Source organism: Collinsella sp. CLA-AP-H1 (genome assembly GCF_040092945.1).
Taxonomy (GTDB): Bacteria; Actinomycetota; Coriobacteriia; order Coriobacteriales; family Coriobacteriaceae; genus Collinsella.
Genome location: NZ_JBBNKO010000014.1, coordinates 1 through 22,401, shown reverse-complemented (window position 1 = coordinate 22,401; position 22,401 = coordinate 1). Strand labels below are relative to the sequence as shown.

General features: G+C 60.2%; 22 protein-coding genes. 21 read left to right on the top strand and 1 reads right to left on the bottom strand.

Features of this window, described 5'->3' with window-relative positions; translation table 11 throughout:
- The first annotated feature begins 607 nt into the window (after positions 1 to 607).
- The 18 genes from prfA to AAAV44_RS07910 all read left to right on the top strand — a co-directional run bounded on the left by prfA (position 608) and on the right by AAAV44_RS07910 (position 17,460).
- The gene (prfA, locus tag AAAV44_RS07995; protein WP_055252487.1) at positions 608 to 1,675 is read left to right on the top strand and encodes a peptide chain release factor 1; all 1,068 of its coding nucleotides are present in this window, start codon (positions 608 to 610) and stop codon (positions 1,673 to 1,675) included.
- A gap of 340 nt (positions 1,676 to 2,015) precedes the next feature.
- A complete protein-coding gene (locus tag AAAV44_RS07990; RefSeq protein WP_349115274.1) occupies positions 2,016 to 2,360 on the top strand; it encodes a hypothetical protein in 345 nt (114 codons plus the stop codon).
- A gap of 139 nt (positions 2,361 to 2,499) precedes the next feature.
- Positions 2,500 to 3,759, top strand: coding sequence for a HemK/PrmC family methyltransferase (locus tag AAAV44_RS07985; protein WP_349115273.1), 1,260 nt, complete (start codon positions 2,500 to 2,502; stop codon positions 3,757 to 3,759).
- Between the two features lie 265 nt (positions 3,760 to 4,024).
- Entirely contained in the window at positions 4,025 to 4,471 is a 447-nt protein-coding gene (locus AAAV44_RS07980; RefSeq protein ID WP_118260181.1) for a type II toxin-antitoxin system HicB family antitoxin, read from the top strand.
- Positions 4,472 to 4,605: 134 nt separating this feature from the next.
- Positions 4,606 to 5,349, top strand: a complete 744-nt coding sequence (locus tag AAAV44_RS07975; protein ID WP_225093995.1) for an L-threonylcarbamoyladenylate synthase — start codon at positions 4,606 to 4,608, stop codon at positions 5,347 to 5,349.
- A 13-nt stretch (positions 5,350 to 5,362) separates the two neighbouring features.
- Positions 5,363 to 6,904 (top strand): glycerol kinase GlpK, encoded by a 1,542-nt coding sequence (gene glpK / locus AAAV44_RS07970; RefSeq protein ID WP_349115272.1) that lies wholly within the window; start codon positions 5,363 to 5,365, stop codon positions 6,902 to 6,904.
- A 123-nt stretch (positions 6,905 to 7,027) separates the two neighbouring features.
- Complete coding sequence (upp, locus tag AAAV44_RS07965; protein WP_117746943.1) at positions 7,028 to 7,675, top strand: uracil phosphoribosyltransferase; 648 nt, start codon at positions 7,028 to 7,030, stop codon at positions 7,673 to 7,675.
- Between the two features lie 281 nt (positions 7,676 to 7,956).
- Entirely contained in the window at positions 7,957 to 8,268 is a 312-nt protein-coding gene (locus AAAV44_RS07960; RefSeq protein ID WP_035138788.1) for a hypothetical protein, read from the top strand.
- A 3-nt stretch (positions 8,269 to 8,271) separates the two neighbouring features.
- Entirely contained in the window at positions 8,272 to 9,075 is an 804-nt protein-coding gene (gene atpB / locus AAAV44_RS07955; protein WP_022094263.1) for a F0F1 ATP synthase subunit A, read from the top strand.
- 124 nt (positions 9,076 to 9,199) lie between these two features.
- Complete coding sequence (locus AAAV44_RS07950) at positions 9,200 to 9,394, top strand: ATP synthase subunit C (protein WP_022094262.1); 195 nt, start codon at positions 9,200 to 9,202, stop codon at positions 9,392 to 9,394.
- Positions 9,395 to 9,409: 15 nt separating this feature from the next.
- Complete coding sequence (gene atpF / locus AAAV44_RS07945; protein ID WP_006235712.1) at positions 9,410 to 10,012, top strand: F0F1 ATP synthase subunit B; 603 nt, start codon at positions 9,410 to 9,412, stop codon at positions 10,010 to 10,012.
- Positions 10,002 to 10,478: a F0F1 ATP synthase subunit delta gene (locus AAAV44_RS07940; protein ID WP_260699621.1), complete on the top strand. Its 477-nt coding sequence runs from the start codon at positions 10,002 to 10,004 to the stop codon at positions 10,476 to 10,478. The genes atpF and AAAV44_RS07940 overlap by 11 nt, the downstream gene beginning before the upstream one ends.
- Positions 10,478 to 12,076, top strand: a complete 1,599-nt coding sequence (gene atpA, locus AAAV44_RS07935) for a F0F1 ATP synthase subunit alpha (RefSeq protein WP_006235714.1) — start codon at positions 10,478 to 10,480, stop codon at positions 12,074 to 12,076. Before AAAV44_RS07940 ends, atpA begins: the two co-directional genes overlap by 1 nt.
- 5 nt (positions 12,077 to 12,081) lie before the next feature.
- Complete coding sequence (atpG, locus tag AAAV44_RS07930; protein ID WP_349115271.1) at positions 12,082 to 12,990, top strand: ATP synthase F1 subunit gamma; 909 nt, start codon at positions 12,082 to 12,084, stop codon at positions 12,988 to 12,990.
- Positions 12,990 to 14,444 carry a F0F1 ATP synthase subunit beta gene (gene atpD, locus AAAV44_RS07925; RefSeq protein ID WP_006235717.1) on the top strand — a complete coding sequence of 485 codons (1,455 nt, stop codon included), beginning with the start codon at positions 12,990 to 12,992 and terminating at the stop codon, positions 14,442 to 14,444. The genes atpG and atpD overlap by 1 nt, the downstream gene beginning before the upstream one ends.
- A gap of 3 nt (positions 14,445 to 14,447) precedes the next feature.
- Positions 14,448 to 14,840: an ATP synthase F1 subunit epsilon gene (gene atpC / locus AAAV44_RS07920; RefSeq protein WP_006235718.1), complete on the top strand. Its 393-nt coding sequence runs from the start codon at positions 14,448 to 14,450 to the stop codon at positions 14,838 to 14,840.
- A gap of 88 nt (positions 14,841 to 14,928) precedes the next feature.
- Positions 14,929 to 16,212: a UDP-N-acetylglucosamine 1-carboxyvinyltransferase gene (gene murA / locus AAAV44_RS07915; protein ID WP_035138796.1), complete on the top strand. Its 1,284-nt coding sequence runs from the start codon at positions 14,929 to 14,931 to the stop codon at positions 16,210 to 16,212.
- A 12-nt stretch (positions 16,213 to 16,224) separates the two neighbouring features.
- Complete coding sequence (locus tag AAAV44_RS07910; RefSeq protein ID WP_006235722.1) at positions 16,225 to 17,460, top strand: LCP family protein; 1,236 nt, start codon at positions 16,225 to 16,227, stop codon at positions 17,458 to 17,460.
- 335 nt (positions 17,461 to 17,795) lie between these two features.
- Here the strand turns inward: AAAV44_RS07910 and pepT are convergent, their stop codons facing one another.
- Positions 17,796 to 19,043, bottom strand: a complete 1,248-nt coding sequence (gene pepT, locus AAAV44_RS07905; protein ID WP_349115270.1) for a peptidase T — start codon at positions 19,041 to 19,043, stop codon at positions 17,796 to 17,798.
- A gap of 120 nt (positions 19,044 to 19,163) precedes the next feature.
- On the opposite strand from pepT, the gene AAAV44_RS07900 reads away from it, so the two are divergent.
- The 3 genes from AAAV44_RS07900 to AAAV44_RS07890 all read left to right on the top strand — a co-directional run bounded on the left by AAAV44_RS07900 (position 19,164) and on the right by AAAV44_RS07890 (position 22,048).
- Positions 19,164 to 19,586, top strand: a complete 423-nt coding sequence (locus AAAV44_RS07900) for a metal-dependent transcriptional regulator (RefSeq protein WP_040359600.1) — start codon at positions 19,164 to 19,166, stop codon at positions 19,584 to 19,586.
- A 10-nt stretch (positions 19,587 to 19,596) separates the two neighbouring features.
- Positions 19,597 to 20,490, top strand: coding sequence for a homocysteine S-methyltransferase family protein (locus tag AAAV44_RS07895; protein ID WP_349115269.1), 894 nt, complete (start codon positions 19,597 to 19,599; stop codon positions 20,488 to 20,490).
- 157 nt (positions 20,491 to 20,647) lie between these two features.
- Positions 20,648 to 22,048, top strand: a complete 1,401-nt coding sequence (locus AAAV44_RS07890) for a phosphoglucomutase/phosphomannomutase family protein (protein ID WP_161145479.1) — start codon at positions 20,648 to 20,650, stop codon at positions 22,046 to 22,048.
- Positions 22,049 to 22,401: the final 353 nt, after the last annotated feature.

Here is a 22,401-nt window from a genome sequence, read left to right as displayed (position 1 = left end):
CTTCCGGATCTTTTCGTAGCGCCCGTCGTCGAGCTGCTCGCGCATGAGCGACGTCCTGTCCCCGACGCGTGCGGCCTCGCGCAGCCATCTGAACCACATCAGGCAGCTGTGGAGCCTGCGGGTCGATACGCCCTTGAACCTCTCGAGGAAGTGGCCGAGCGAACCCTGCGCTTCAGCATCCTCTGGACCGTGTCCCGCTCGTACCCGGTGAGCCTGCCGTGGGTCCTCGGGACCGCCCTCGCGGCGCCCTTCCCGCCCTTTCCGGACATGGCGTCCTCCGATCTCCCGGGGCCGGCCGATCCGGCCCTCAGGGTATCGGATTCCCAAATTTATCCGTATATGTGCGGATGAATGCGGGAGGCGTTCGGATGAAGTTGTATTCAAGGAAAGAGGCTGACCCTTTGTCGCATTCCGTGCGGGTTATATGCAGGTATGCCTGCGCACGCTATCATGTATGGGTTAGACCGCAACTATGTACCTCATACGCGAAGGGATGCGCATGTATCTGAAGATCGACATGTTCTAGCTGGGCTTACCCCCGCAGTGGCGCCGCGCGCCCCATCAACTCTGCCGATTTTCGCCTTCACGCACATAAAGGAGTCCCGTCATGCGCGACAAGCTCGAAAAGATCATCAAGGCCTACGAGGAGCTCGAGAAGAAGCTTTCCGACCCGGCCGTCGCCTCCGATATCAAGGAGTTCACGCGTCTCAACAAGGAATACGCGCACCAGTCCGACCTCATCGCCGCCTCGCGCGAGTACATCGGCGCGCTCGATGACATCGAGGCTGCCAAGGAAATGCTGCACGATACCACCGATGCCGATGAGAAGGAGATGCTCCAGATGGACATCTCCGAAAACGAGGCCAAGCTTCCCCAGCTCGAGGAAGACATCAAGTACATGCTCATCCCGAGCGACCCCAACGACGACAAGAACACCATCGTCGAGATCCGCTCCGCCGCCGGTGGCGACGAGGCGGCCATCTTCGCCGGCGACCTGTACAAGATGTATCAGCGCTTTTGCGAGTCGCGCGGCTGGAAGACTACCGTGCTCGACTCCAGCCCCAGCGAGGCCGGCGGCTTTAAGTCCATTGAGTTCAAGGTCGAGGGCGACCGCGTCTACTCCGTCATGAAGTTCGAGTCCGGCGTGCATCGCGTACAGCGCGTTCCCAAGACCGAGTCTCAGGGCCGCATCCAGACCTCAACGGCAACCGTCGCCGTGCTTCCTGAGGCCGAGGAGATCGACGTCCAGATCAACCAGTCCGACCTGCGCATCGACACCTACTGCGCTTCGGGCCCTGGTGGTCAGTGCGTTAACACCACCTACTCCGCCGTACGCATCACTCACCTGCCCACCAACACCGTTGTGCAGTCGCAGGAGCAGCGCTCCCAGATCCAGAACCGCGAGGTCTGCATGCAGATGCTGCGTGCCCGTCTGTACGAGATGGAACTCGAGAAACAGCAGGCCGAGCTCGGCGCCGAGCGCCAGAGCCAGATTGGCCACGGCAACCGTTCCGAGAAGATTCGTACTTACAACCAGCCTCAGGACCGCGTGACCGACCACCGTATCGGTTTCAACTCCACCTACAACGGCGTCCTTCTGGGCGATCAACTTGGCACCGTCATCGAGGCGCTTGCCGCCGCCGAGCGAGCCGAGAAGCTGGCACAGGCAGTTTAGGTTACGGCGTTTTACCAAACGCCGTAACGGCTCGACGCTGCGCCCTTAGGTTCCGCCGTTCTAACGAACGGCGGACCAGCTGACGCTGCGCGCCGCCCAGAGCGACAATTTGTCATTCAAAAGGCAAGGCATGACCAGAAGGTCTATGCCTTGCCTTTTTCATGCCAACTTGTTCGCTCTGGACGTCGCTCGCTGTCCGCTTTCTACCTGCGGCGTTCTCTCGGGTAGTCATTGGGGACGTTCTTAAATGACTAGTCAAAAGGGACATTCTTGCGGCACTTGGCACTTGGGGACGCTCCTTTTGTGCCGGCAGTTGGGGACTGTCCCTAAAGGCTGGCAGATGGGGACTGTCCCTAAAGGCTGGCAGATGGGGACGGTTCTTTGTGGCTGGCTGCGAAGACTGTCCCTGACAGCTAGTCGTTTAAGAACGTCCCCAATGACTAGGTCGGGCACATTGCTTTGTGAGTTTATTCAATCTTCTTTAATAGCAATTAAGTTGTTTACCTGCTTAAATTTACTTATCATTTTTAAAAATAATGCTCGAAAAATCGTTCAAGAAGTCGCGGGGCGATTTTTGATGCGTCGCGCGTCAAGCGATGTGGCAAGTATTTGGTTAGATATTGGTCAGTTTTGGGGCAACCTTGCCAAAAGCTTGACGGATGCAGATATGGACGTCGGCGAATGAACACTTTGAGCGAGCCGGTTGCAAAATTCTGGGCTGATTCTCGATAATCGCCTTCAATCGTCCCTTGCCAAGCGCTGGCCTCGCGTACAATCTGCTCCGACATTCGTGCGCCGCCCGGCGCTTAAGAGGGGAGGACCCCATGGCAAACGAGATCTGGACCATCAAGCGTTGTCTCGAGTGGACCAAGGAGTACCTGGCCGAGCGCGGCGAGGAACACCCCCGTCTTTCTGCCGAGTGGCTGCTGTGCGCGGCAACGGGCCTGGCGCGTATCGACTTGTATATGCGCATGGACGAGACGCTCGACGCGGCGCAGCTCGAGACCATGCACGCGGCGGTCGTCCGTCGCGCGAAGGGCGAGCCGCTGCAGTACATCACCGGTAGCACGCAGTTTCGCATGGTCGATGTTGCGTGCGCCCCCGGCGTGCTCATCCCGCGCCCCGAGACCGAGATGCTCGTCGAAGAAGTCCTCAACTACCTGGATGCCGAGGTGCTGAGCCCCGAGGCCGCCGCCCGCCAGCGCGTGGAGCTGCCTTGGAACGATGAGGTCGAGCAGGCTCGCAAAGCCGAGGCGGCGCTGGCCGACGAACGCGCGACCGCCGAGCGCCGTGCCGCCAACCTGACGGCCGCCGATGAGGCTGCGCTGGGTAGCGACGTGCTCGGTAGCCGCGCCTATGCCGAGGAGCTTGCCGATCGCGAGGCCGAGGAAGCCGCCGCGCAGGCGGCAGAAGTAGAGGCCATGGAAACCCCCGAGCCCGAGCTCGACGAATACGGCATCGCCATTGAGGGCAACGACCAACAGACGACTCTCGTGCAAGATGCCGCCGAGGCCAACGTACCTGCCCCAGCCGAGCCCCGCACTGCCCGCGTTCTCGAGGTCGGCTGCGGCACGGGCTGCATCTCGCTCTCGCTTGCCTGGGAGCGTCGCGGCCACGTCACCTGCACTGCTACCGATATCGAGCCGCGCGCCATCGACCTTGCTACCAAAAACCGCGATGCGCTTGGCCTCACGTCCGACGAGGTCGCCTTTAGCCTCACCAACCTGGTGAGCTCCATTCCCCGCGAAGAGTGGGGCACCTTTGACGTGCTCGTCTCCAACCCGCCCTACATTCCCACCGATGTCATGCGCTCGCTGCCGCACGAGGTCAAGGACTTTGAGCCCGATCTGGCGCTCGAGGGCGGTGCCGACGGCCTCGATATCTTCCGCCGTCTGCTCAACGCGGCGCCCTACATGTTGCGCGCCGGCGGCCTCTTTGCCTGCGAGCTCTACGAGGGCGCGCTCGACGCCGCGGCCGAGCTCTGCCGTCAAGCGGGCCTTTCGGATGTGCGCATCGTCCACGACCTCACCGATCGTCCCCGTATCGTCCGAGCCATCGTCACCGAGCCCAAGCAGCGCCAGTAATATTTATTAACTGGTTAGCAAAAATTATAAAATAGTTTATAATTAGGACGGCTGAAAGAGGTCGGCCCATGCAACCTCCTACCTTTCGGGAAATCATTGCCCTACTCAAGCACGATGGATTCGTGAAGGTCGCGCAAGTCGGCAGTCATGCTAAGTATGTTTCTGGCGACCGTGTTGTCACCGTGAACGGCTCTGGTGGTGATCGACCAAAGAAGGGCACGTGGGCAAGTATTCGTCGCCAAGCTGGATGGTAGTTGGAGGCAAAATGAGGCAGCGATTTACCTATGACTGCGTTCTCATAAAAGAAGACGACGGTTACTGCGCCAGCTTCCCGCAGATTCCCGGTGCCTTTGCCGATGGCGATACGCGCGAAGAAGCGATTGCCCATGCCACCGAGGCGCTGATGGCGTTTTTGGCCGACGACCTCAACAACGGTTTGACTCCGGCAGGGTACGAACGCTCGGCCGAGGTCGTGGCCCTTTCAGTCGAAATCGACCACGAGGACGCTCGAGAAGCGGCGTGCCGAACATTTAAAGACGCGGCGCTGGACCTCAAAGTCTCCGCTCCGCGGATTACCGCGCTGGTCAAAGCCGGAAAGCTCGATGTTGAACTCGTCGATGGCCGTCGGATGATAACGATAGACAGCATCGAGCGCTACGCCGCCCAAGAACGTCACGCCGGAAGACCCAAGAAGTTCGTAGCCGTCCAATAACCCCCTCACTTTCACCGACTACTAGAGCCGCTCACCAAACCAACATGCGCTCTGGGCAAATAGATTGAACGTTTCGTGCGAGAATGCCCCACAGTAAACAAACTTGCACCAGGGCGTAAGGGGCTGGCATACACATGCAGACGGTCTATCGGGTATACGAGGGAGCGCGCGAGCCGCATCGGCTTGCAGTCGAGCGCACGGCCGAGCTACTCGGTCGCGGCGGCCTGGCGCTTATTCCAACCGAGACGGTCTACGGTGTCGCCGTGGCGGTCAACGCTTTCTCGGATGCCGTTCCACAAGATACAAGTGAGCCTCTGCCGTGGCCGCGCGATCCGCAGGCCACCGTCAACGGCGCCGCGGTCCCCGCGCTCGGTACCGGCTATCGTCGTATCTTTACCCTCAAGCAGCGCGAGCTCACCCAAACGGTTGCCTGGCTGGTCGATGATGCCGAGGCGCTCGACCGCTATGGCGTGGATATCCCTCATGAGGCCCGCATGCTCGCCCGACGATGCTGGCCGGGTGCCCTGACTATCGTGGTTAAGGCGGCCCCCTGCGTGCCGACCTTTATGCGCGCCGCCGACGACACGGTGGCACTTCGCGCTTCGGCCTCGCCCGTGGTGCAAGCGCTCATCCGCGCCTGCGGCAGCCCTCTTGCCTGCACCAGCGCCAACACGCATGGAGCGCCCGCGCCGGCAAGTTTTGCCACGGTGGAGGAGCGCATCCTGGAGGGGGTCGATGTGGCCGTCGACGCCGGTGAGACCCCGTGTCGCGATGCCTCAACCATCGTGTCGTTTCAGCACGGCGAGCTCCAGATCCTGCGCCAAGGCGCGCTTCCCGCATCAGAGATCGAACGGGTCCTGTCCGACCCGATGCAATAGAAAGGTTTAAGCGATGTCGTTGAATCTAGGTAGCCTGGGTATGGAAGACGCCCCGTTTAGCTTTGGCGGTTCCTACATCATGGCGCTCGACTGCGGCACTACCTCGGTACTCGCGACCATCGTCGACGAGTACGGCTGCATCGTCGCCCAGGCGCGTCGTAGCGTCAAAACCAGCTTCCCGCGCCCCGGCTGGGTGGAGCAGGATCCCACGGAGGTGCTTGCCAGCCAGATCGGCGTGATGATGGAGGTCCAGTTTAAGAGCGGCATCCATTCTGACCGCATTGCCGCCATCGGTATCTCCAACCAGCGCGAGACCACGGTGGTGTGGGACCGCATAAGCGGCCAGCCCATCTATAACGCCATCGTGTGGCAATGCCGTCGCACCGCACCTCTGATCGACGAGCTGGTCGAGCAGGGCGCAGAAGAGCTGGTGCGCTCCCGCACGGGGCTTACGCTCGACCCGTATTTCTCGGCCTCCAAGGTGCAGTGGATTCTCGATAACGTCGACGGTGCGCGTGAGAGCGCGGCGGCGGGCGACCTCATGTTCGGCACCATCGACACCTGGCTCATCTACAACCTCACCGGCGGTCAGGTCTTTGCCACCGACTACACCAATGCCAGCCGCACCGCGCTCTTTAATATCCATGCGCTCGATTGGGACGACGATCTGCTGGCACTTTTCGACATCCCGCGTTCCATGATGCCCGAGGTTCGTTGGAGCTCGGGCGACTACGGCCGCGTCGCGAGCGACATCATGACCAACATGCCACCCATCATGGGTGTGGCGGGCGACCAGCAGGCGTCGCTGTTCGGCCACTGCTGCTTCCATCCCGGCCAGACCAAAAACACCTATGGCACGGGTTGCTTTATGCTCATGAACACCGGCGACGAGATCGTCGAATCCAAGAACGGTCTGGTCTCCACGATCGGTATCGCCGCGGACGGCAAGATCAGCTATGCGCTCGAGGGCTCTATCTTTGCCGCCGGCTCAACCATGAACTGGCTGCGTAACAACATGGGCATCATCTCGAGCGTGAGCGAGTCCGCGCAACTCGCCACTTCGATTAACGACAACGAGGGCTGCTACTTCGTCCCCGCCTTCGCAGGCCTGGGCGCTCCCTGGTGGGACCCGCATGCTCGCGGTATCGTGTGCGGCCTGACCGGCGCCTCGAGTCGCGCGACCATTGTGCGTGCGGCCTGCGAGTCCATGGCCTACCAGAGTTATGACGTACTACGCGCCATGGAGCAGGACGTGGGACTTTCGATTGAGCGCCTGTCCGTCGATGGCGGTGCCTCGCGCAACGAGTTCATCATGCAATTCCAGGCCGATCTGCTGGATATCCCCGTGTTGCAGTGCGAGACGGTGGAGACCACGGCGATCGGTGCCGCGTACTTGGCGGGTCTTGCCGTCGGCTATTGGGAAGACCTGGAAGAACTGGAGCAAAATGCCCAGATCGTTAGGACCTTCCTTCCCCACATGTCCGCCGAGCGCCGCGAACAAAACCTTGCGGGCTGGTGTGATGCAGTCAAGCGCTCGCTCAGTACCGCACAGTAGGGCTGCGATGGGCTGCTCGATACAACAAACCGCTAAACTAATGCACGGCGCGCGGCAACAACATCGCCATGCGCCTTGCCAGCAAGGCCATCTTCCGGCCGCAACGAAAGGGGCAATCAACCCATGACCGTCACCTACGATACGTCCCGTGTGACCCTTGTCGATCACCCGCTCGTCCAGCATAAGCTGTCGATTCTGCGCGACAAAAACACCGGCACCAACCAGTTCCGCCAGCTCGTGCGCGAACTCGCACTTTTTGACGGCTACGAGGCCATGCGCGACCTGCCCATGGAAGACGTCGAAGTCGAGACCCCCATCACCACCGCAACGTTTAAGCAGCTCGCCGGCAAAAAGCTCGCCATCGTTCCCATTCTGCGTGCAGGCCTTGGCATGGTCGATGGCATCCTCGACTTGGTACCCTCCGCTCGCGTGGGCCACATCGGTATGGAGCGCGACGAGGTTACCCACGAGCCGCATGAGTATTACTGCAAGATGCCCAAGGATATCGACCAGCGCATCTGCCTGGTCGTCGACCCCATGCTCGCCACGGGCGGTTCGGCCGAGATGGCCATCAGCTACCTGCGCGAGCGCGGTGTCAAGGACATCCGCATGCTGTGCATCGTCGCGGCCCCCGAGGGCCTCAAGTCGCTGACTGAGAAGGACCCCGATGTGCATATCTATACCTGCGCCATCGACGACCATCTCAACGAAGCTGCCTACATCGTTCCCGGCCTGGGCGACGCCGGCGACCGCATCTACGGCACGCTGTAATCTCTGGGCCATACCGGCTAACGTCGAAAATACGAAGAAATGGTGCGCGCGGGCGAGCAAAAGACGACCACGCGCACTCCTGTTAACGGACGTTTTGCCCTGCAGGGTTCGAGAAAAACGTATTACCGTACCTGCGGCATAAAGAAGGTCTTAAGAAAACGAACAGGTGCGTATTAACCGATGCTTTTTCGGTTGTACTTTAGCGATTGGCTCGTACAATAGTCACCAATGTTTGGCGGGAACTGTTCTGTAAGGCGTTAAAAAGGAAAGTGAGGACGCCAGTGTTTCAGATAGCCGATCTGCTCGCTATCGTTGCAGGTGCCATCGCGGGCGCGATTGCCTTCCTTCCCTTTGTCTTTACGCTCAAGCCGGTTCTTGACGATAAGCAGAATGCGGACATGCTCAAGGGTATGGTGAGTCTCGCGGTCTCGGCAATCGCGTTGCTTGTCTTTACCTTGGTTGTGTTTGTGTTGTTCGGAGAGGCATTTCGCATGTTCCTCCTGGGCGAGGCGATCGGCTTCGTGGCCTTTATGGCCGCCTGCGCGGTTCGCGTCGCCAAGGCGCTGCGAGATCCTCATGAGGTCGAAAGGTAAGTCGTGGAAATTTTTGAAAAGCTGCCTGATGAGATTAATCATCTGGTCAGCGAGTTCAGCTCCACCCCTGTCGTGGGCGATCTGAGCTGCGGCATCACGCAGTACTCGTTTTGGCTGATCGTCTCCACGATCGTGCTCCTGATCGTCCTGGCCGTGTTCAAGAAGAAGCAGACCCTGGTTCCCAAGGGCTTCTTCGTCAACGGTTTCGAGTACATCATCGAGTACGTCGAGAACGATATCGGCAAGGGTGTCGTGGGTGAGAACTGGAAGAAGCACTTCCCGTTCCTGTGCTCGCTTTTCCTGTTCATCCTGATCAATAACATGATCGGCCTGATCCCGGGAATGAAGCCCGGCACCGGCGCAATCGGCTCCACCGCCGCACTCGCCATTTTCGCCTTCGTGTACTTCATCTACTACGGATGCAAGGCTCACGGCGTGATCGGCTACATCAAGAGCCTCGCCCCGCAGGGCGTGAGCTTCCCGATGAACGTGCTCGTGTGGGTCGTCGAGCTTTTCTCGACCTTCCTGCGCCTCATCACGCTCGCCGTCCGTCTGTTCTGCAACATGTTCGCAGGACACGTGGTCATGGGCTCGTTCGCCATCATGGCGAGCATGTTCATGCAGCCGCTGCTTCAGCAGGTTTCCGCGGCCCACGCCGTCGGCGCCCTGCCTTCGCTGGCCTGGCTTGCCATCCTCATCCTGATCTATGCGATCGAGCTTGTGGTCGGCGCCATCCAGGCTTACGTCTTCACGGTCCTTACCGCCGTGTATGTCTCCGAGGCAGAGGAGGTCGCGGAGGAGGAGTAATCTTCCGTTCGCGCCTTAAAGGTAAGGCAATTCGTTAAACCGCCGGTGCCCGTACCCATGGAGCCCGGCAGTTATAAAAAGGTTATCCTGCGTGAAATAAGACACGCACGACAAAGGAGGAATCGTGGGAGTTATCGGTTACGGTCTCGGTGTTATCGGCGCTGGTCTTGCTATCGGCCTGTCTGCTCTGGGTGCTACGGGTGCTATGGCCCGTCAGCCTGAGGTCCAGGGCCGCGTGTTCACCGTCTTCATCATGGGCTCCGCCTTCGGCGAGGCTCTGGCTCTGATCGGCTTCGTTGTCGCGCTGATCGTTAAATAGCACGGAGCGTCAAGTATGAATCTTTCATCCCAGAAGAGCGCGATCGCACTCTCCGCGTCCGCGGCCGCGCTGCTCATGCCGGTTTCCGCGTTCGCCGAGGACGGCGCTGCCGGTGCGGACATCCTCATCCCTAAGATGGCGGAGTTCATCCCGGCGCTTATCGCCTTCCTGATCATCTGGATCGTGCTGGCAAAGGTCGCCCTGCCGGGCATCATGAAAACCATGGAGGAGCGCGGCAAGAAGATCGAGGAGAGCCTCGACGAGGCCGAGAAGACCAAGCAGGAGGCTATCGCCAAGCGCGCTGAGTCCGACTCGATCGTCACCGACGCCCGTCGTCAGGCTGCCGACATCGTTCTCGAGGCCCGTAAGGACGCCGAGTCCGAGCGCGCCCGTATCATCGAGGCTGCTCACAAGGAGGCCGAGGAGATCATCGCCAAGGCCCATACGACCGTCGAGGACGAGCGCAAGTCCATTTACGCCGGTGCCGCGAGCTCCATCGCCGACCTGTCCGTTGCCGTCGCCACCAAGATCGTGGGCGAGGCACTCGAGGACGATGCCGAGCAGAAGAAGCTCATCGAGCGCTACATCCAGGAAGCAGGTAGCCTGAATGCCGACTAGCCGCTATCAGGACAAGGTGCTCGAGACCTACGCGCGCTCCCTTCTGGAAGCCGCTAAGGCCGAGGACCATGTGTTTGAGGACCTCGAGATGATCGAGCGCCTGGCTTCTGCCAGCCCCGAGATCATCGCCGTGCTCGACACCATGTCCAAGCGCGACCAGCTCGACCTTCTTCCCAAGGTGGCAGCTGCCTTTAAGTATGTTGCCGAGGAAGACGAGGATGTAGTGGGCGTGACCGTCACCACGGCGATCCCGCTCGACGACGAGCTGCGTCAAACCATCACTAAGAAATGCGAGCAGGACTTCGGCCGCAAGGTATTCCTTATCGAGCAGGTCGACCCGTCTATCGTGGGCGGCCTGGTGCTCGAGGCCCGCGGCGAGCGTCGTGACATTTCCGTCAAGACGCAGCTGCGCATCGCGCAGGAGACCCTCGCAAACTCTGCTAATTCGTACGGAGGTGAAGCCTAATGTCCGAAACCCTCAATGCCCAGGATATCGCCAAGAAACTGCAGGAGCAGCTCACGAGCCTCTCCGCGACGGTCGATACGCATGAGGTTTCAACGGTCGATGAGGTAGGCGACGGCATCGCGCGCGTCTCCGGCCTCAAGAGCGCCATGGCAGGCGAGCTTCTGGAGTTCAAGAGCTCCGATACCGGTGAGACCGTCTTCGGCCTTGCCCAGAACCTTGACCGTGACGAGGTCGGCGCCGTTCTGTTCGGTGCCGTCGACTCCATCAAGGAAGGCGACGAGTGCCGCACCACTGGCCGCGTTATGGATATCCCCGTGAGCCGTGCCATGCTCGGCCGCGTCGTCAATCCGCTCGGCCAGCCCATCGACGGCCTGGGCGACATCGTCGCTACGCACCGTCGCCCCATCGAGTTCAAGGCTCCCGGCGTCATCGATCGTACCCCGGTGTGCGAGCCGGTTCAGACCGGTCTGCTTGCTATCGACTCCATGGTGCCTATTGGCCGCGGTCAGCGTGAGCTCATCATCGGTGACCGTAAGACCGGTAAGACCGCCATCGCCATCGACGCTATCCTCAACCAGCGCGGCAAGGGCATGGTCTGCATCTATGTTGCCATCGGCCAGAAGGCCTCCACGGTTGCCAACATCCGCGAGACCCTCGCTCAGCACGGTGCGCTCGACTACACCATCATCGTTTCGGCCACCGCTGCCGATTCCGCCCCTATGCAGTACATCGCGCCTATGGCCGGTGCCGCTATTGGCGAGTTCTTTATGTACAACGGCGAGGACGGCAAGCCCGCCAGCGAGACCAACCCCGGCGGCCACGTGCTCGTCATCTACGATGACCTGTCCAAGCAGGCTGTGGCCTACCGTCAGATGTCGCTGACGCTGCATCGTCCGCCCGGACGCGAGGCCTATCCTGGCGACATCTTCTACCTGCACTCTCGTCTGCTCGAGCGTGCCGTCAAGATGTCCAAGAAGAACGGTTACGGCTCCATGACGGCACTGCCGATCATCGAGACCCAGGACGGCGACGTCTCGGCCTACATTCCGACCAACGTCATTTCCATTACCGATGGTCAGATCTACCTGCAGTCCGAGCTCTTCTTCCAGGGTCAGCGCCCGGCAGTCGACGTGGGTATCTCCGTGTCCCGCGTCGGTGGCGATGCGCAGACCAAGGCCATGAAGCAGGTCGCCGGCAACCTCCGTCTGGACCTCGCTTCCTATCAGGAGCTCGCTGGCTTTACGCAGTTCGGCTCCGACCTCGACGAGGCTACTCAGAAGCAGCTGACCCACGGTGCTCGCATGACCGAGCTCCTGAAGCAGCCGCGTTACAAGCCGTTTGAGGTTGGCGAGCAGATCGTTACGCTGTTCGCTGGCAACGAGGGCTTCCTGGATGACCTGGAGATCGCCGACGTGCTGCCTTTCCGTGCCGAGCTCATCGAGTACATGGACAATGGCTTTGGTTCGCTGCTCGACAAGGTTCGCGCCAAGAAGATCGATGATGACACCAAGGCTGAGCTCTTGCGCGTCATCGGCGACTTCAAGCAGCAGTTCATGGCCAAGCACCATTCGGATGTTTCTGGATCAGAGGAGAACTAAGCCCCATGGCCAACCTTCGCGACATTAAGAAGCGAATCTCCTCGGTTACCACGACCAAGCAGATCACGCGCACGATGGAGATGGTCTCTACGGCCAAGATTCGTCGTGCCCTCGATCGCTCCAAGCAGGCCGAGCCCTATAAGGAGGCGCTGACCGACGTCATGTTGACGGTCGCCGGCGACGCCTCCTGTTCGGGCACCGATCCCATGCTGCAGAAGCATGAGAGCGTCAAGCATGGCCTGATTGTCGTTGTTGCCTCGGACCGCGGCCTTGCCGGCGGTTTCAATACGACGGTGGAGCGCACGGCCGAAAAGCTCGCCGCTTCTTGGGCGAACGACGGCATCGAATGCGAGATCATCGCGTGCGGGCGTAAGCCGGCCACGTATTTCCGTGACCGCGCAAACGTTGTCATGCACTTTGAGGGCAACTCCTCTGAGCCCGATTTCAATCAGGCCCGCATGATCTCCTCTCATATCTGCGATGCGTATCGTGCCGGTGAGCTTGACCGTGTCGAGCTTGTCTACCACCACGCCAAGAACCGCGTGGATCAGGAGCTTCGCGTCGAGCATCTGTTGCCGCTCGACCCCGAGATGATCGCTATGGCCCACGGTCCGCGTAAGAACGAGACCGACGCCCCTAAGCGCATCTCGTCCACGTTCGAGTTCGTGCCCTCTCCCGAGCATGTTCTCGGCAAGCTTGTGCCGTCTTATATCCTGACGGTCATCTACCAGGCCCTGATCGATTCGGCGGCTGCCGAGCAGGGTGCACGCCGCAAGGCCATGCACTCCGCGACGGAAAACGCCACCGCGATCATCTCGACCCTTACCCGCACGTATAGTCGCGTGCGCCAGGCTTCGATCACGACCGAGATTAACGAGATCGTCGGCGGAGCCTCAGCATTGGAGGAACAGTAATGGCTAATAACACCGTAAAGCTTGCGGTCGAGGAAGCCACCAAGAAGACGACTGCCGGTGATGGTCGCATCGTGCGAATCATCGGCCCTGTCGTCGACGTCAAGTTTGACGGCGCGGTGCCCCCGATCTACAACGCGCTCACGGTCGAGGCCGAGACCCCGATCGGTCATCTGAGCACGATCCTCGAGGTCGAGAGCCAGCTTCCGGGCGGCGTCGTCCGCACGGTCGCCATGTCCTCGACCGACGGCCTGCAGCGCGGCCTCATCGCCACCGATACCGGTGAGCCCATGAAGATGCCCGTTGGTCCCAAGACGCTCGGCCGCATTTGGAACGTCATGGGCAAGCCCGTCGACGGCAAGCCCATGCCCGAGGTGGAGGAGTTCTACCCCATCCACCATGCAGCGCCCCGTTTCGACGAGCTCACCACCAAGACCGAGATCTTCGAGACCGGCATCAAGGCCGTCGACCTGCTCGAGCCCTACATCCGCGGCGGCAAGACAGGTCTGTTCGGCGGCGCCGGCGTCGGCAAGACCGTTCTGATCCAGGAGCTCATCAACAACCTCGCCCAGGAGCACGGCGGCACCTCGGTGTTCACCGGCGTCGGCGAGCGTACCCGCGAGGGCACCGACCTGTTCCTCGAGATGAGCGAGTCTGGCGTTATCGACAAGACCTGCTTGGTCTATGGTCAGATGAACGAGCCGCCCGGAGCGCGTCTGCGCATCGGTCTGGCCGGCCTTACCACCGCTGAGTACTTCCGCGATCGCGGCCAGGACGTTCTGCTGTTCATCGACAACATCTTCCGCTTCTCCCAGGCAGGTTCCGAGGTTTCCGCACTGCTGGGCCGTATGCCGTCCGCCGTTGGTTACCAGCCCACGCTGGCAACCGAGATGGGCGACCTCCAGGAGCGCATTACCTCGACCAAGACGGGCTCCATTACCTCCGTCCAGGCTGTCTACGTCCCCGCAGACGACCTGACCGACCCGGCGCCTGCCACGACGTTTACGCACCTCGACGCCACCACGGTTCTTTCGCGTAGCATTTCGTCGCTCGGCCTGTTCCCGGCTATCGACCCGCTCGCATCTTCCTCCGACGCTCTCGATCCCTCGATCGTCGGCGAGGAGCACTACCGTGTCGCCGTCAAGGTCCAGGAGCTCCTGCAGGAGTACTCCGACCTTCAGGACATCATCGCCATTCTGGGTATGGACGAGCTGTCCGAGGAGCAGCGCCTTACGGTCAACCGTGCCCGTAAGATTCAGCAGTTCCTCTCGCAGTCCTTCCACGTCGCCGAGAAGTTCACCGGCAACCCCGGTGTCTACGTCCGCGTCGAGGATACCGTCCGCTCTTTCGCCGAGATTGTCGACGGCAAGGCCGATGACCTGCCCGAGCAGGCTTTCCGCTATGCTTCCACGATTGAGGACGTGCGCGAGCGCGCCCGCAAGATGGGGGAGAAGTAGGTTATGCGTATCCGCATCGTGTGCCCCGTGAGCTGCGCCTATGAGGGCGACGCTGCGTTTGTGTCGATTCCGTCCACGGATGGCGAGTTTGGCGTTCTGCCTGCTCACTCCAGCGAGATCTGCACGATCGACCGCGGTTACGTTCGCGTTTCCGATAAGGCCATGGGCACTGTCGACCACACGTTTGCCGTGGCCGGCGGCTATGCCCAGGTTGCGGACGATGTCGTGACCGTTCTCGCCGAGCGCGCTTGCGATTTGGCGACCGTCGATGCCGACAAGCTTAAAGCTGATATTCAAGGTTTTGAAGAGAAGCTGGGTAATTTGTCGGAGGATGATGCACGCCGCGCCTACCTCTATAATGAAATCGCATGGTGTAAGCTCAAGCTTGCCCAATAGTCAAACGATTTAGCGTTCGACCATTTGCGAACACATCATGCCCGGGATGGCCCAGCCACCCCGGGCATGCTTTTTGAAAGGGTAGACCTTGGATATTATCCGCGTTGAGGGTGGCCACGCCATCGGAGGCTCCGTGCCCGTCTCGGGCGCCAAGAACTCCGCGCTCAAACTCATGGCGGCAACGCTTCTGGCGCCGGGCAAGACGACGCTGCAGAACGTGCCCGATATTTCCGATGTCCACGTGATGGGCAAGGTGCTCAAAGGCATGGGCGCTACGATCGATGTTCTCGACGAACACACGCTCGAGATTGATACCTCTCAGGTCGATTCATGGGAGGCCCCCTACGAGCTCGTTGCCAAGATGCGCGCTTCCACCGCCGTCATGGGACCCCTGCTGGGCCGCTTCCATCGCGCCAAAATTGCCATGCCGGGCGGCTGCAACCTGGGTGCTCGCAAGATCGATATGCACATTCTTGGTCTTGAGGCCCTGGGCGTTGAGTTCGATACCGCCCACGGTTACATCAACGCTAATGCGCCCCAAGGTCTGCGCGGTACCACCGTCACGCTCGAGTTCGCCAGCGTCGGTGCGACCGAGAACCTCATCATGGCCTCTGTGCGCGCACAGGGCACCACGGTTATCGACAATGCCGCGCGCGAGCCCGAGATCGTCGATCTCGCTAACATGCTCAACGAGATGGGCGCCAAGATTGTTGGCGCCGGTACGCCCGTCGTGACTATCGAAGGCGTGGAAGAGCTCCATCCCGTTACCCATCGCGTGGTGGGCGACCGCATCGAGGCCGGTACCTTTATCGTTGCCGGTGCGTTGATGGCCGACGATCGCGGTGTCGATGTAACGGGCTTTTGCCCCATTCACTTGGGCATGGTGCTCAAGAAGATGGAGCTCATGGGTATCGACTGCGAGCGCGTCGAAGATGGCGTCCATGTGAACCGTGCCGAGCGTATCAAGCCGGTCGACATCCAGACGCTTCCGTTCCCCGGCTTCCCAACGGACATGCAGGCGCAGATTATGGTGCTCTCCGCCCTTGCCGACGGCAGTTCCGTTATTACCGAAAACATCTTCGAGAATCGCTTTATGTTTGCCTCTGAGCTGGTGCGCATGGGTGCCGACATTCGTATCGAGAGCCATCATGCCATGATTCATGGCGTCAAGGGCTTCTCGGGTGCACAGGTTACCTCGCCCGATCTGCGTGGCGGAGCGGCCCTCGTCGTAGCGGGCTTGATCGCCGACGGGACGACCGAGGTTTCGGCCATCCATCACATCAAGCGCGGCTACGAGCAGTTTGTCGAAAAGCTGCAGGCGCTCGGCGCGCATGTCGAGCATGCTACCGTCCCCGATCCCGTCATCTACTAATACAGGTTGCCTATGTTTAATAAAAAGCCCCTCGCGGATACCACCGCCCGAAGACCCTCAACTGGTGCGCAGGCCAAGATCTACAGTCGCGATAACGTGGCTCGCTATTCCGAGCGCGCTCGTCAACGTCGTCGTAGCCACACGATTCGTCACGTCGCGCTCATTGTCGTGCTTGGCGTGCTGCTGAGTGCCACTACCGCTGCCGGCCTGTGGTTTGCCACCATTATGGGCAAGCTCGGCGATTCTAATGTCATTACCGACAATCTGCGTCGGGTTCTGGTTGACACCGATGAGGCAAAGGATCCGTTCTACGTGCTGCTTCTTGGCACCGACGGCCGTCCGGGCGAGGATACGTATCGTGCCGACTCGATTATCCTGGCACGCATCGACCCCACGCAAAAGCAGGCGACGCTCATTTCCGTTCCGCGCGACACCAAGGTCGAGTACAAGGGCGAGACCATGAAGATCAACGCCTGCCATACCGTTGGCGGCGCCGAGGCCATGGTCGAGGCGGTCAACGAGCTGTGCGGTGTTCAGATTTCCCACTATGCCGAGGTCAGCTTCGACGGTATGCAGGCGCTGATTGATTCGGTTGGCGGTATCGACATTAACGCAACCGATGATGTTGACGACCCCGAGCACCTGGATATTAAGATTACCGCTGGCCAGCAGCATATGGACGGTGCCACCGCCCTTACCTATGCCCGCTGCCGCTACACCTATGCCGACGGCGATTACACGCGCATGCGCCACCAGCGTCAGGTGCTTGGCGCCCTTGCCAACCAGATTCTCAATAACTTCGATGCCACGAAGATCTTTGGCCTGGTTAATTCGCTGTCCGATATGCTCGTAACCGATATGAGCGTTCAGGATATCGTGGCTACGGTCAACGCCATGCGCGGTATGGATGTCGACGGTATCTACTCGGCCAACCTGCCCTCGTACGCCGACGACAGCACCATGATCGACGGTGTGAGCTACGTCTTTGTCTACGAGGACGAGCTCAAGGAAATGATGGAGCGCGTCGATGCCGGCAAGGATCCCAAGGGTCCCAACACCATGGGTCTTTCCGACGGTTCCAGCTCTACGATCGGCGACCTGAACAACAACACGTCTGACGATTACGCAAACGGTACCGCAACCTCATCGGTCAGCTCTGACGATTCCGATGACTCAAGCGATTCGAGCGATTCGGACTACTACGAAGAGCCCACCGGCGACGGTAACGGCTACGAGGCCAACTATTAGAGTTACGCGGTTTTACCAAACCGCGTAACCAGTTGACGCTGCAAACCCGCCAGAGCGGCAATCTGCCTTTCAACTTCGGCGGCATGATCAAAAGATCAATGCCGCCTCGTTTCAAGGCACCTTGCTCGCTCTGGCGGGTTTTCGCTGTCCGCGCCAAAACATCGGCGTTGCCGGAACACTTGGCACTTGGGGACGTTCCTTTTGTGCCGGCAGTTTGGGACACTCCTTGCGTTAAGAGGCTGGCGTGCGTCAACCTGTTCTCATTGCAGCAAAAAAATCGCCCCGTTCTTGCTTGAGGACGGGGCGATTCGTCTTTTGGACTTGTGCAGCCAGGCTTATGCAAAGCGGGCGACGAGCTCCTGGAGCACGTCGGTCATCTTGACGAGCGAACTGACCGGGACGAACTCGTTGACGCCGTGGTAGCAATAGCCGCCGGTGGAAAGGTTGGGGCAGGGCAGACCGCGGAACGACAGCTGGGCGCCGTCGGTGCCGCCGCGAATCGGCAGCACTTGGGGCTCAACGCCGCAGGCAAGGTAGGCTTCCTTGGCAACATCAATAAGCTCGGGATAGTCACGAACGATCTCGGCCATATTTCGATACTGCTGCTTAATCTCGACCGTCACGCGCTCCTCACCCAGACGCTGGTTGAGCATCGAGGCGGCGGCATCAATAAGGTCGAGTTTCAGCTGGAACTTGGCGGCGTCATGGTCGCGGACGATATAGCGCGCTGTGGCGTGATCGACGGTCGCAGATACACCCTCAAGGTGATAAAAGCCCTCGTAGCCTTCCGTATACTCCGGGCGCTGCACGTAGGGGAGCAACGCGTTGAAGTCGCAGAACAGATTGCCTGCGTTGACCATACGGCCCTTAGCGTCGCCCGGGTGGATGGACTGGCCCTCAAAGCGGACGGTCGCCTCGGCGGCGTTAAAGCACTCCCACTCCAGTTCGCCGATGGGGCCGCCGTCGACCGTGTAGGCGTACTTGCAGCCAAAGGTATCGATATCCAACAGCTCGGCTCCGTGGCCGATCTCCTCGTCAGGGCAGAAGCAAATGCCGAGTGCGGGATGGGGCAGAGAAGGGTCCTGAGCGATACGCGCGACAAGCGACATGATCTCGGCGACGCCTGCCTTGTCGTCTGCGCCCAGCAGCGTGGTGCCGTCGCTGCAGACCAGGTCCTCACCCGCTAGGTCATTCAGGGCGGGAAGCTTGGCGGTACTCATGGCAACGGGCTTATCGTCAACCGTGCCGCAGACCAGGTCGCCACCTTCGTAGCGTACGATGTGCGGCTTCACGCCGGCGCCCGGTGCAACTTCGGTGGTGTCGAGATGGGCGATCAGGCCCAGGGCGGGCTTGTCCTCAGCGCCCGCACTTGCGGGGATATGCGCGCAGACATAGGCGTGCTCGGTCACGTGGGCATCTTCCGCACCAAGCTCGCGCAGCTCTTCGGCCAGCACGTTGGCAAGGTCAAACTGAACGGCGCTCGAGGGTACCTGGTCGCAGTTTGCATCCTCGGACTGCGTGTTGATCTGGACGTAGCGCAAAAAGCGTTCGAGGACATCGGGGCTCGTGGTGGTGTTTTCCATAAAGACCGCTCCAATCTTGGTCGTCGTGTGCAACAAGAACTCTAGCACGGTATGCCACGGCATACCACGACGCTTGGATGGGGTAGAATCAGCCATTGAATGCAGAAGGGACGGAAGATCATGGATACGACAAATAGCTCGCGCGAACTACATCTGACGGTGGCGAACGAAGACTACTTGGAGTGCATGGTTCGCATTGAAAGCGAAGAGGGGGAAACCAACGGCGTGCGATCGGTCGACATCGCGCAGCGCCTTGGCGTCTCCAAGGCATCGGTCAATAAAGCGGTTTCGGCGCTCAAGGCATCCGAGCTTGTCGAGCAATCGCACTACGGCAAGGTAATCCTGACCGATCGCGGTCGCGAGGTTGGCACGGCTATCTGGTACCGTCATCGCCTCATCCGCACGTTTTTGGTTCAGGAGCTCGGTGTCGAATTTGAGCGAGCCGATTCCGAGGCCTGCATGATGGAGCATGCGCTATCCGAGGACACGATGAGCCGCTGGCTCGCCTATCTCGAAAAGCAGGGAATCAGCGTCGAGGAATAGCGGGATATATATGGATACGAGTTATTACAACCGCTTTGGTGCCGAGGAACTTACGCGCCGCTTGTCGAGCGAGACCTTGTTGGCGCAGGGCCCCATGGGCAGTGTTCTGTTGAGTGAGTACGATGCCGCCGACATTCCACCGGCGTTTTGGAATCTGGCAGAGCCGCAGACCGTTTCTCGTATCCATCGCTTGTATGTCGCCGCCGGCGCGCAGGTGCTCATTACCAACACCTTTCAGGCATCGAGCTATGCCCTCAAGCACGACCAGATTGCGCCGTCCGTGGCGGAGGTCAATCGCGGGGCCGTCGACGATGCCCGCCAGGCGCACCCTCAGCTGCTGCTAGGCTCGATGGGCCCGATCGGTATTGAGTGGTTTGCCGAGGACTCTGCCGAGTATCGTGAAATCCGCGGCATTGCGCGCGAACAGGCGCACGCCTTGCTCAATGCTGGTGTTGACGGTCTGCTGATCGAGACGGTGACGTCTATCCGTAATCTGCAGCCCATGCTTGCCGGCGCCCTAGATGCCGCCAACGGCATGCCTGTTCTGGTGAGTTTTGTCGTTGACGATAAAGGCGACCTGTTGGGCGATGGCCTCAACATCGAGGCAGCCGTTTTGTACGCCGAAAAACACGGCGCAAATTCGGTTGGTGTTAATTGCTGTTCGCTTGCGGCCGCGAACGCGGCGGTGCCCAGGATGGTTGCATCGGCGACTACTCCCGTCACGGTGCGTCCCAACGTAGGCGATCCGGTCCAGACTCAGGATGGCCCCGTATGGCACGAGAACCCCGAAGCTTTCGCGCGCGCATGCATCGAATGGAGACATGCCGGTGCCGCAATGGTGGGCAGTTGCTGTGGAACCACGGCAATCACTACGGCCGCGATGGCCGAGACGCTCGATATATAAAGGGCAAACCGCTCCATACGGGGCGGTTTTTTTATTGCTTGCATGTCCTCGGCAGCATTTGCCCAAATGGTGAATGCTGGTGCCGGCAGGTTGCCGAGTGCATGTTGCGGGTATACCCCATGCGTACCATGATCCAAACACTGTGAGGTGTCTGCGCGTGTGCGCGATAATTCATTTTGGAACTGACGGTTGGCGCGCTCGCGTCGATGAGGACTTCACTGCCGATAACGTTGCCCGTATCGCCGATGCCGTCGGCGAGTTGTGGCAAAAGACCAATCCGGGCAAAACGGTATATATAGGGTTCGACACCCGGCCCCTGGCGCGCGAGTTCGCTGAGCTTGCGGCGGGCGTGCTAGCAGCGCACGGGCTAGACGCCGTGCTCGCTTCGCGACCTGTCCCGACCCCTGCCCTTACGTGGGCGGCGGCTTATGACGGTGAAGCGTGCGGCGCGCTCATGGTGACGGGGTCCCATCATCCGCAGGGCTATCTGTGCCTCAAGATTCGCATGGGTGACGGCTCGACCGCCAACCAGGATGTCATCGAAGAGCTCGAAGAGACTATGGCTCCCGAGCCAATGGGGATCGAGGGGCAATATCGCACCGCGGATATCATTCCTGACTATATGCAGGCGGTGGCATCGTTTGTCGATGCCGAAGCCATCCGCGCCGCGCACTTGCGCGTGGTTGTCGATCCCATGGGCGGCGCAGCCCAGGGCTATCTAGCCGACTTGCTGCGCGAGCTTGGCGTTGAGGTGCACGAGATTCACGCCGGGCAGGCGTCTGACCAAGAAGATATCTGCCCCGACCCCGTTGAACCGTGGGTGGACGCTTGCGAGCGCACGGTTATCGAGGACGGAGCTTGCGCTGGCCTGGTGACCGACGGCGACGCCGACCGTATCGGCGCGGTTGACGAGCGCGGCAGATATATACATCCGCATCAGATCATGGCGCTCGTTTTGGGCGACTTGGTTCAATTTCGCAATTTGGAGGGGCGCGTCGTCGTCAATCTTTCATGCTCGACGCTCGTGCGTCGCATTGCCGAGGCGCTTGGCTGCCGCGTGACCGTCAAACCAGTCGGTTTCAAATATATAGCGGCGGAGATGAAGAAGGGCGGCGTCCTCATGGGCGGCGAAGAAGCCGGTGGTATCGGCATCGCCGCGCATATGCCCGAGCGCGATGGAATCCTCGCCTGTCTGATTCTGTGTGAGCTTATGGCAAAGACGGACGCGCCTTTGGGCGTTCTGGTCGACCAACTCGAGGACAGTTTTGGTAAGACGAGTTACGGTCGACGCGATTTGCGCCTTGAGGCCGAAGATGCCGAAACGTTACGAACCCTGCTGCCGGGCGTAAACCCCAAGTCGATTTGTGGCAAGGTGCCGCAAAACGTTAGTCATATGGATGGCTTGCGTCTGTCATTTGAGGATGACACGTGGCTGCTGGTCCGTCCTAGCGGGACCGAACCAGTGGTGCGCGTCTACGCCGAGGGGTTCTCGGTGGAAGAACGTGATGAGTTGCTCGATGCTGGCTGTGCTTTAGCTAGGGGGACGTATCCGCTTTAACCATGAGACTGCCTTATATAAAGAGATGCTCGGCGAGCGGTAGTTAACGGCTGGCAAACGTTAGTCGGATCACAAGATGTGTAGGAAATGTGTACGCCCAGATTCCCGCCCACGGGGCCCCTCCGGTCTGGCAATATATCTCCTTGCCGCGCGGCCCGGTGCAACCGGGAACCAGCGCAGGCGTGCACCTTGAGAACCGGATACTGCGAGGATGGACACACCAGATGTGTCGCATCCGGGCAGACATCGAACCATTTGAAATGGTCTAACTTGGATTTGTTTTTCGCAAGGCCGCCGAGAGGCGGCCCCGAGAAATTCCTTTTCCTATACTAAAACCATATGAATCGAACGGA

Bases quoted from the DNA above. Each gene is read 5' to 3' on its own strand.
- prfA (WP_055252487.1), top strand. From the start codon at position 608: ATGCGCGACAAGCTCGAAAAGATCATCAAGGCCTACGAGGAGCTCGAG.
- AAAV44_RS07990 (WP_349115274.1), top strand. From the start codon at position 2,016: ATGGGGACTGTCCCTAAAGGCTGGCAGATGGGGACGGTTCTTTGTGGC.
- AAAV44_RS07985 (WP_349115273.1), top strand. From the start codon at position 2,500: ATGGCAAACGAGATCTGGACCATCAAGCGTTGTCTCGAGTGGACCAAG.
- AAAV44_RS07980 (WP_118260181.1), top strand. From the start codon at position 4,025: ATGAGGCAGCGATTTACCTATGACTGCGTTCTCATAAAAGAAGACGAC.
- AAAV44_RS07975 (WP_225093995.1), top strand. From the start codon at position 4,606: ATGCAGACGGTCTATCGGGTATACGAGGGAGCGCGCGAGCCGCATCGG.
- glpK (WP_349115272.1), top strand. From the start codon at position 5,363: ATGTCGTTGAATCTAGGTAGCCTGGGTATGGAAGACGCCCCGTTTAGC.
- upp (WP_117746943.1), top strand. From the start codon at position 7,028: ATGACCGTCACCTACGATACGTCCCGTGTGACCCTTGTCGATCACCCG.
- atpF (WP_006235712.1), top strand. From the start codon at position 9,410: ATGAATCTTTCATCCCAGAAGAGCGCGATCGCACTCTCCGCGTCCGCG.
- AAAV44_RS07940 (WP_260699621.1), top strand. From the start codon at position 10,002: ATGCCGACTAGCCGCTATCAGGACAAGGTGCTCGAGACCTACGCGCGC.
- atpA (WP_006235714.1), top strand. From the start codon at position 10,478: ATGTCCGAAACCCTCAATGCCCAGGATATCGCCAAGAAACTGCAGGAG.
- atpG (WP_349115271.1), top strand. From the start codon at position 12,082: ATGGCCAACCTTCGCGACATTAAGAAGCGAATCTCCTCGGTTACCACG.
- atpD (WP_006235717.1), top strand. From the start codon at position 12,990: ATGGCTAATAACACCGTAAAGCTTGCGGTCGAGGAAGCCACCAAGAAG.
- atpC (WP_006235718.1), top strand. From the start codon at position 14,448: ATGCGTATCCGCATCGTGTGCCCCGTGAGCTGCGCCTATGAGGGCGAC.
- AAAV44_RS07910 (WP_006235722.1), top strand. From the start codon at position 16,225: ATGTTTAATAAAAAGCCCCTCGCGGATACCACCGCCCGAAGACCCTCA.
- pepT (WP_349115270.1), bottom strand. From the start codon at position 19,043: ATGGAAAACACCACCACGAGCCCCGATGTCCTCGAACGCTTTTTGCGC.
- AAAV44_RS07900 (WP_040359600.1), top strand. From the start codon at position 19,164: ATGGATACGACAAATAGCTCGCGCGAACTACATCTGACGGTGGCGAAC.
- AAAV44_RS07895 (WP_349115269.1), top strand. From the start codon at position 19,597: ATGGATACGAGTTATTACAACCGCTTTGGTGCCGAGGAACTTACGCGC.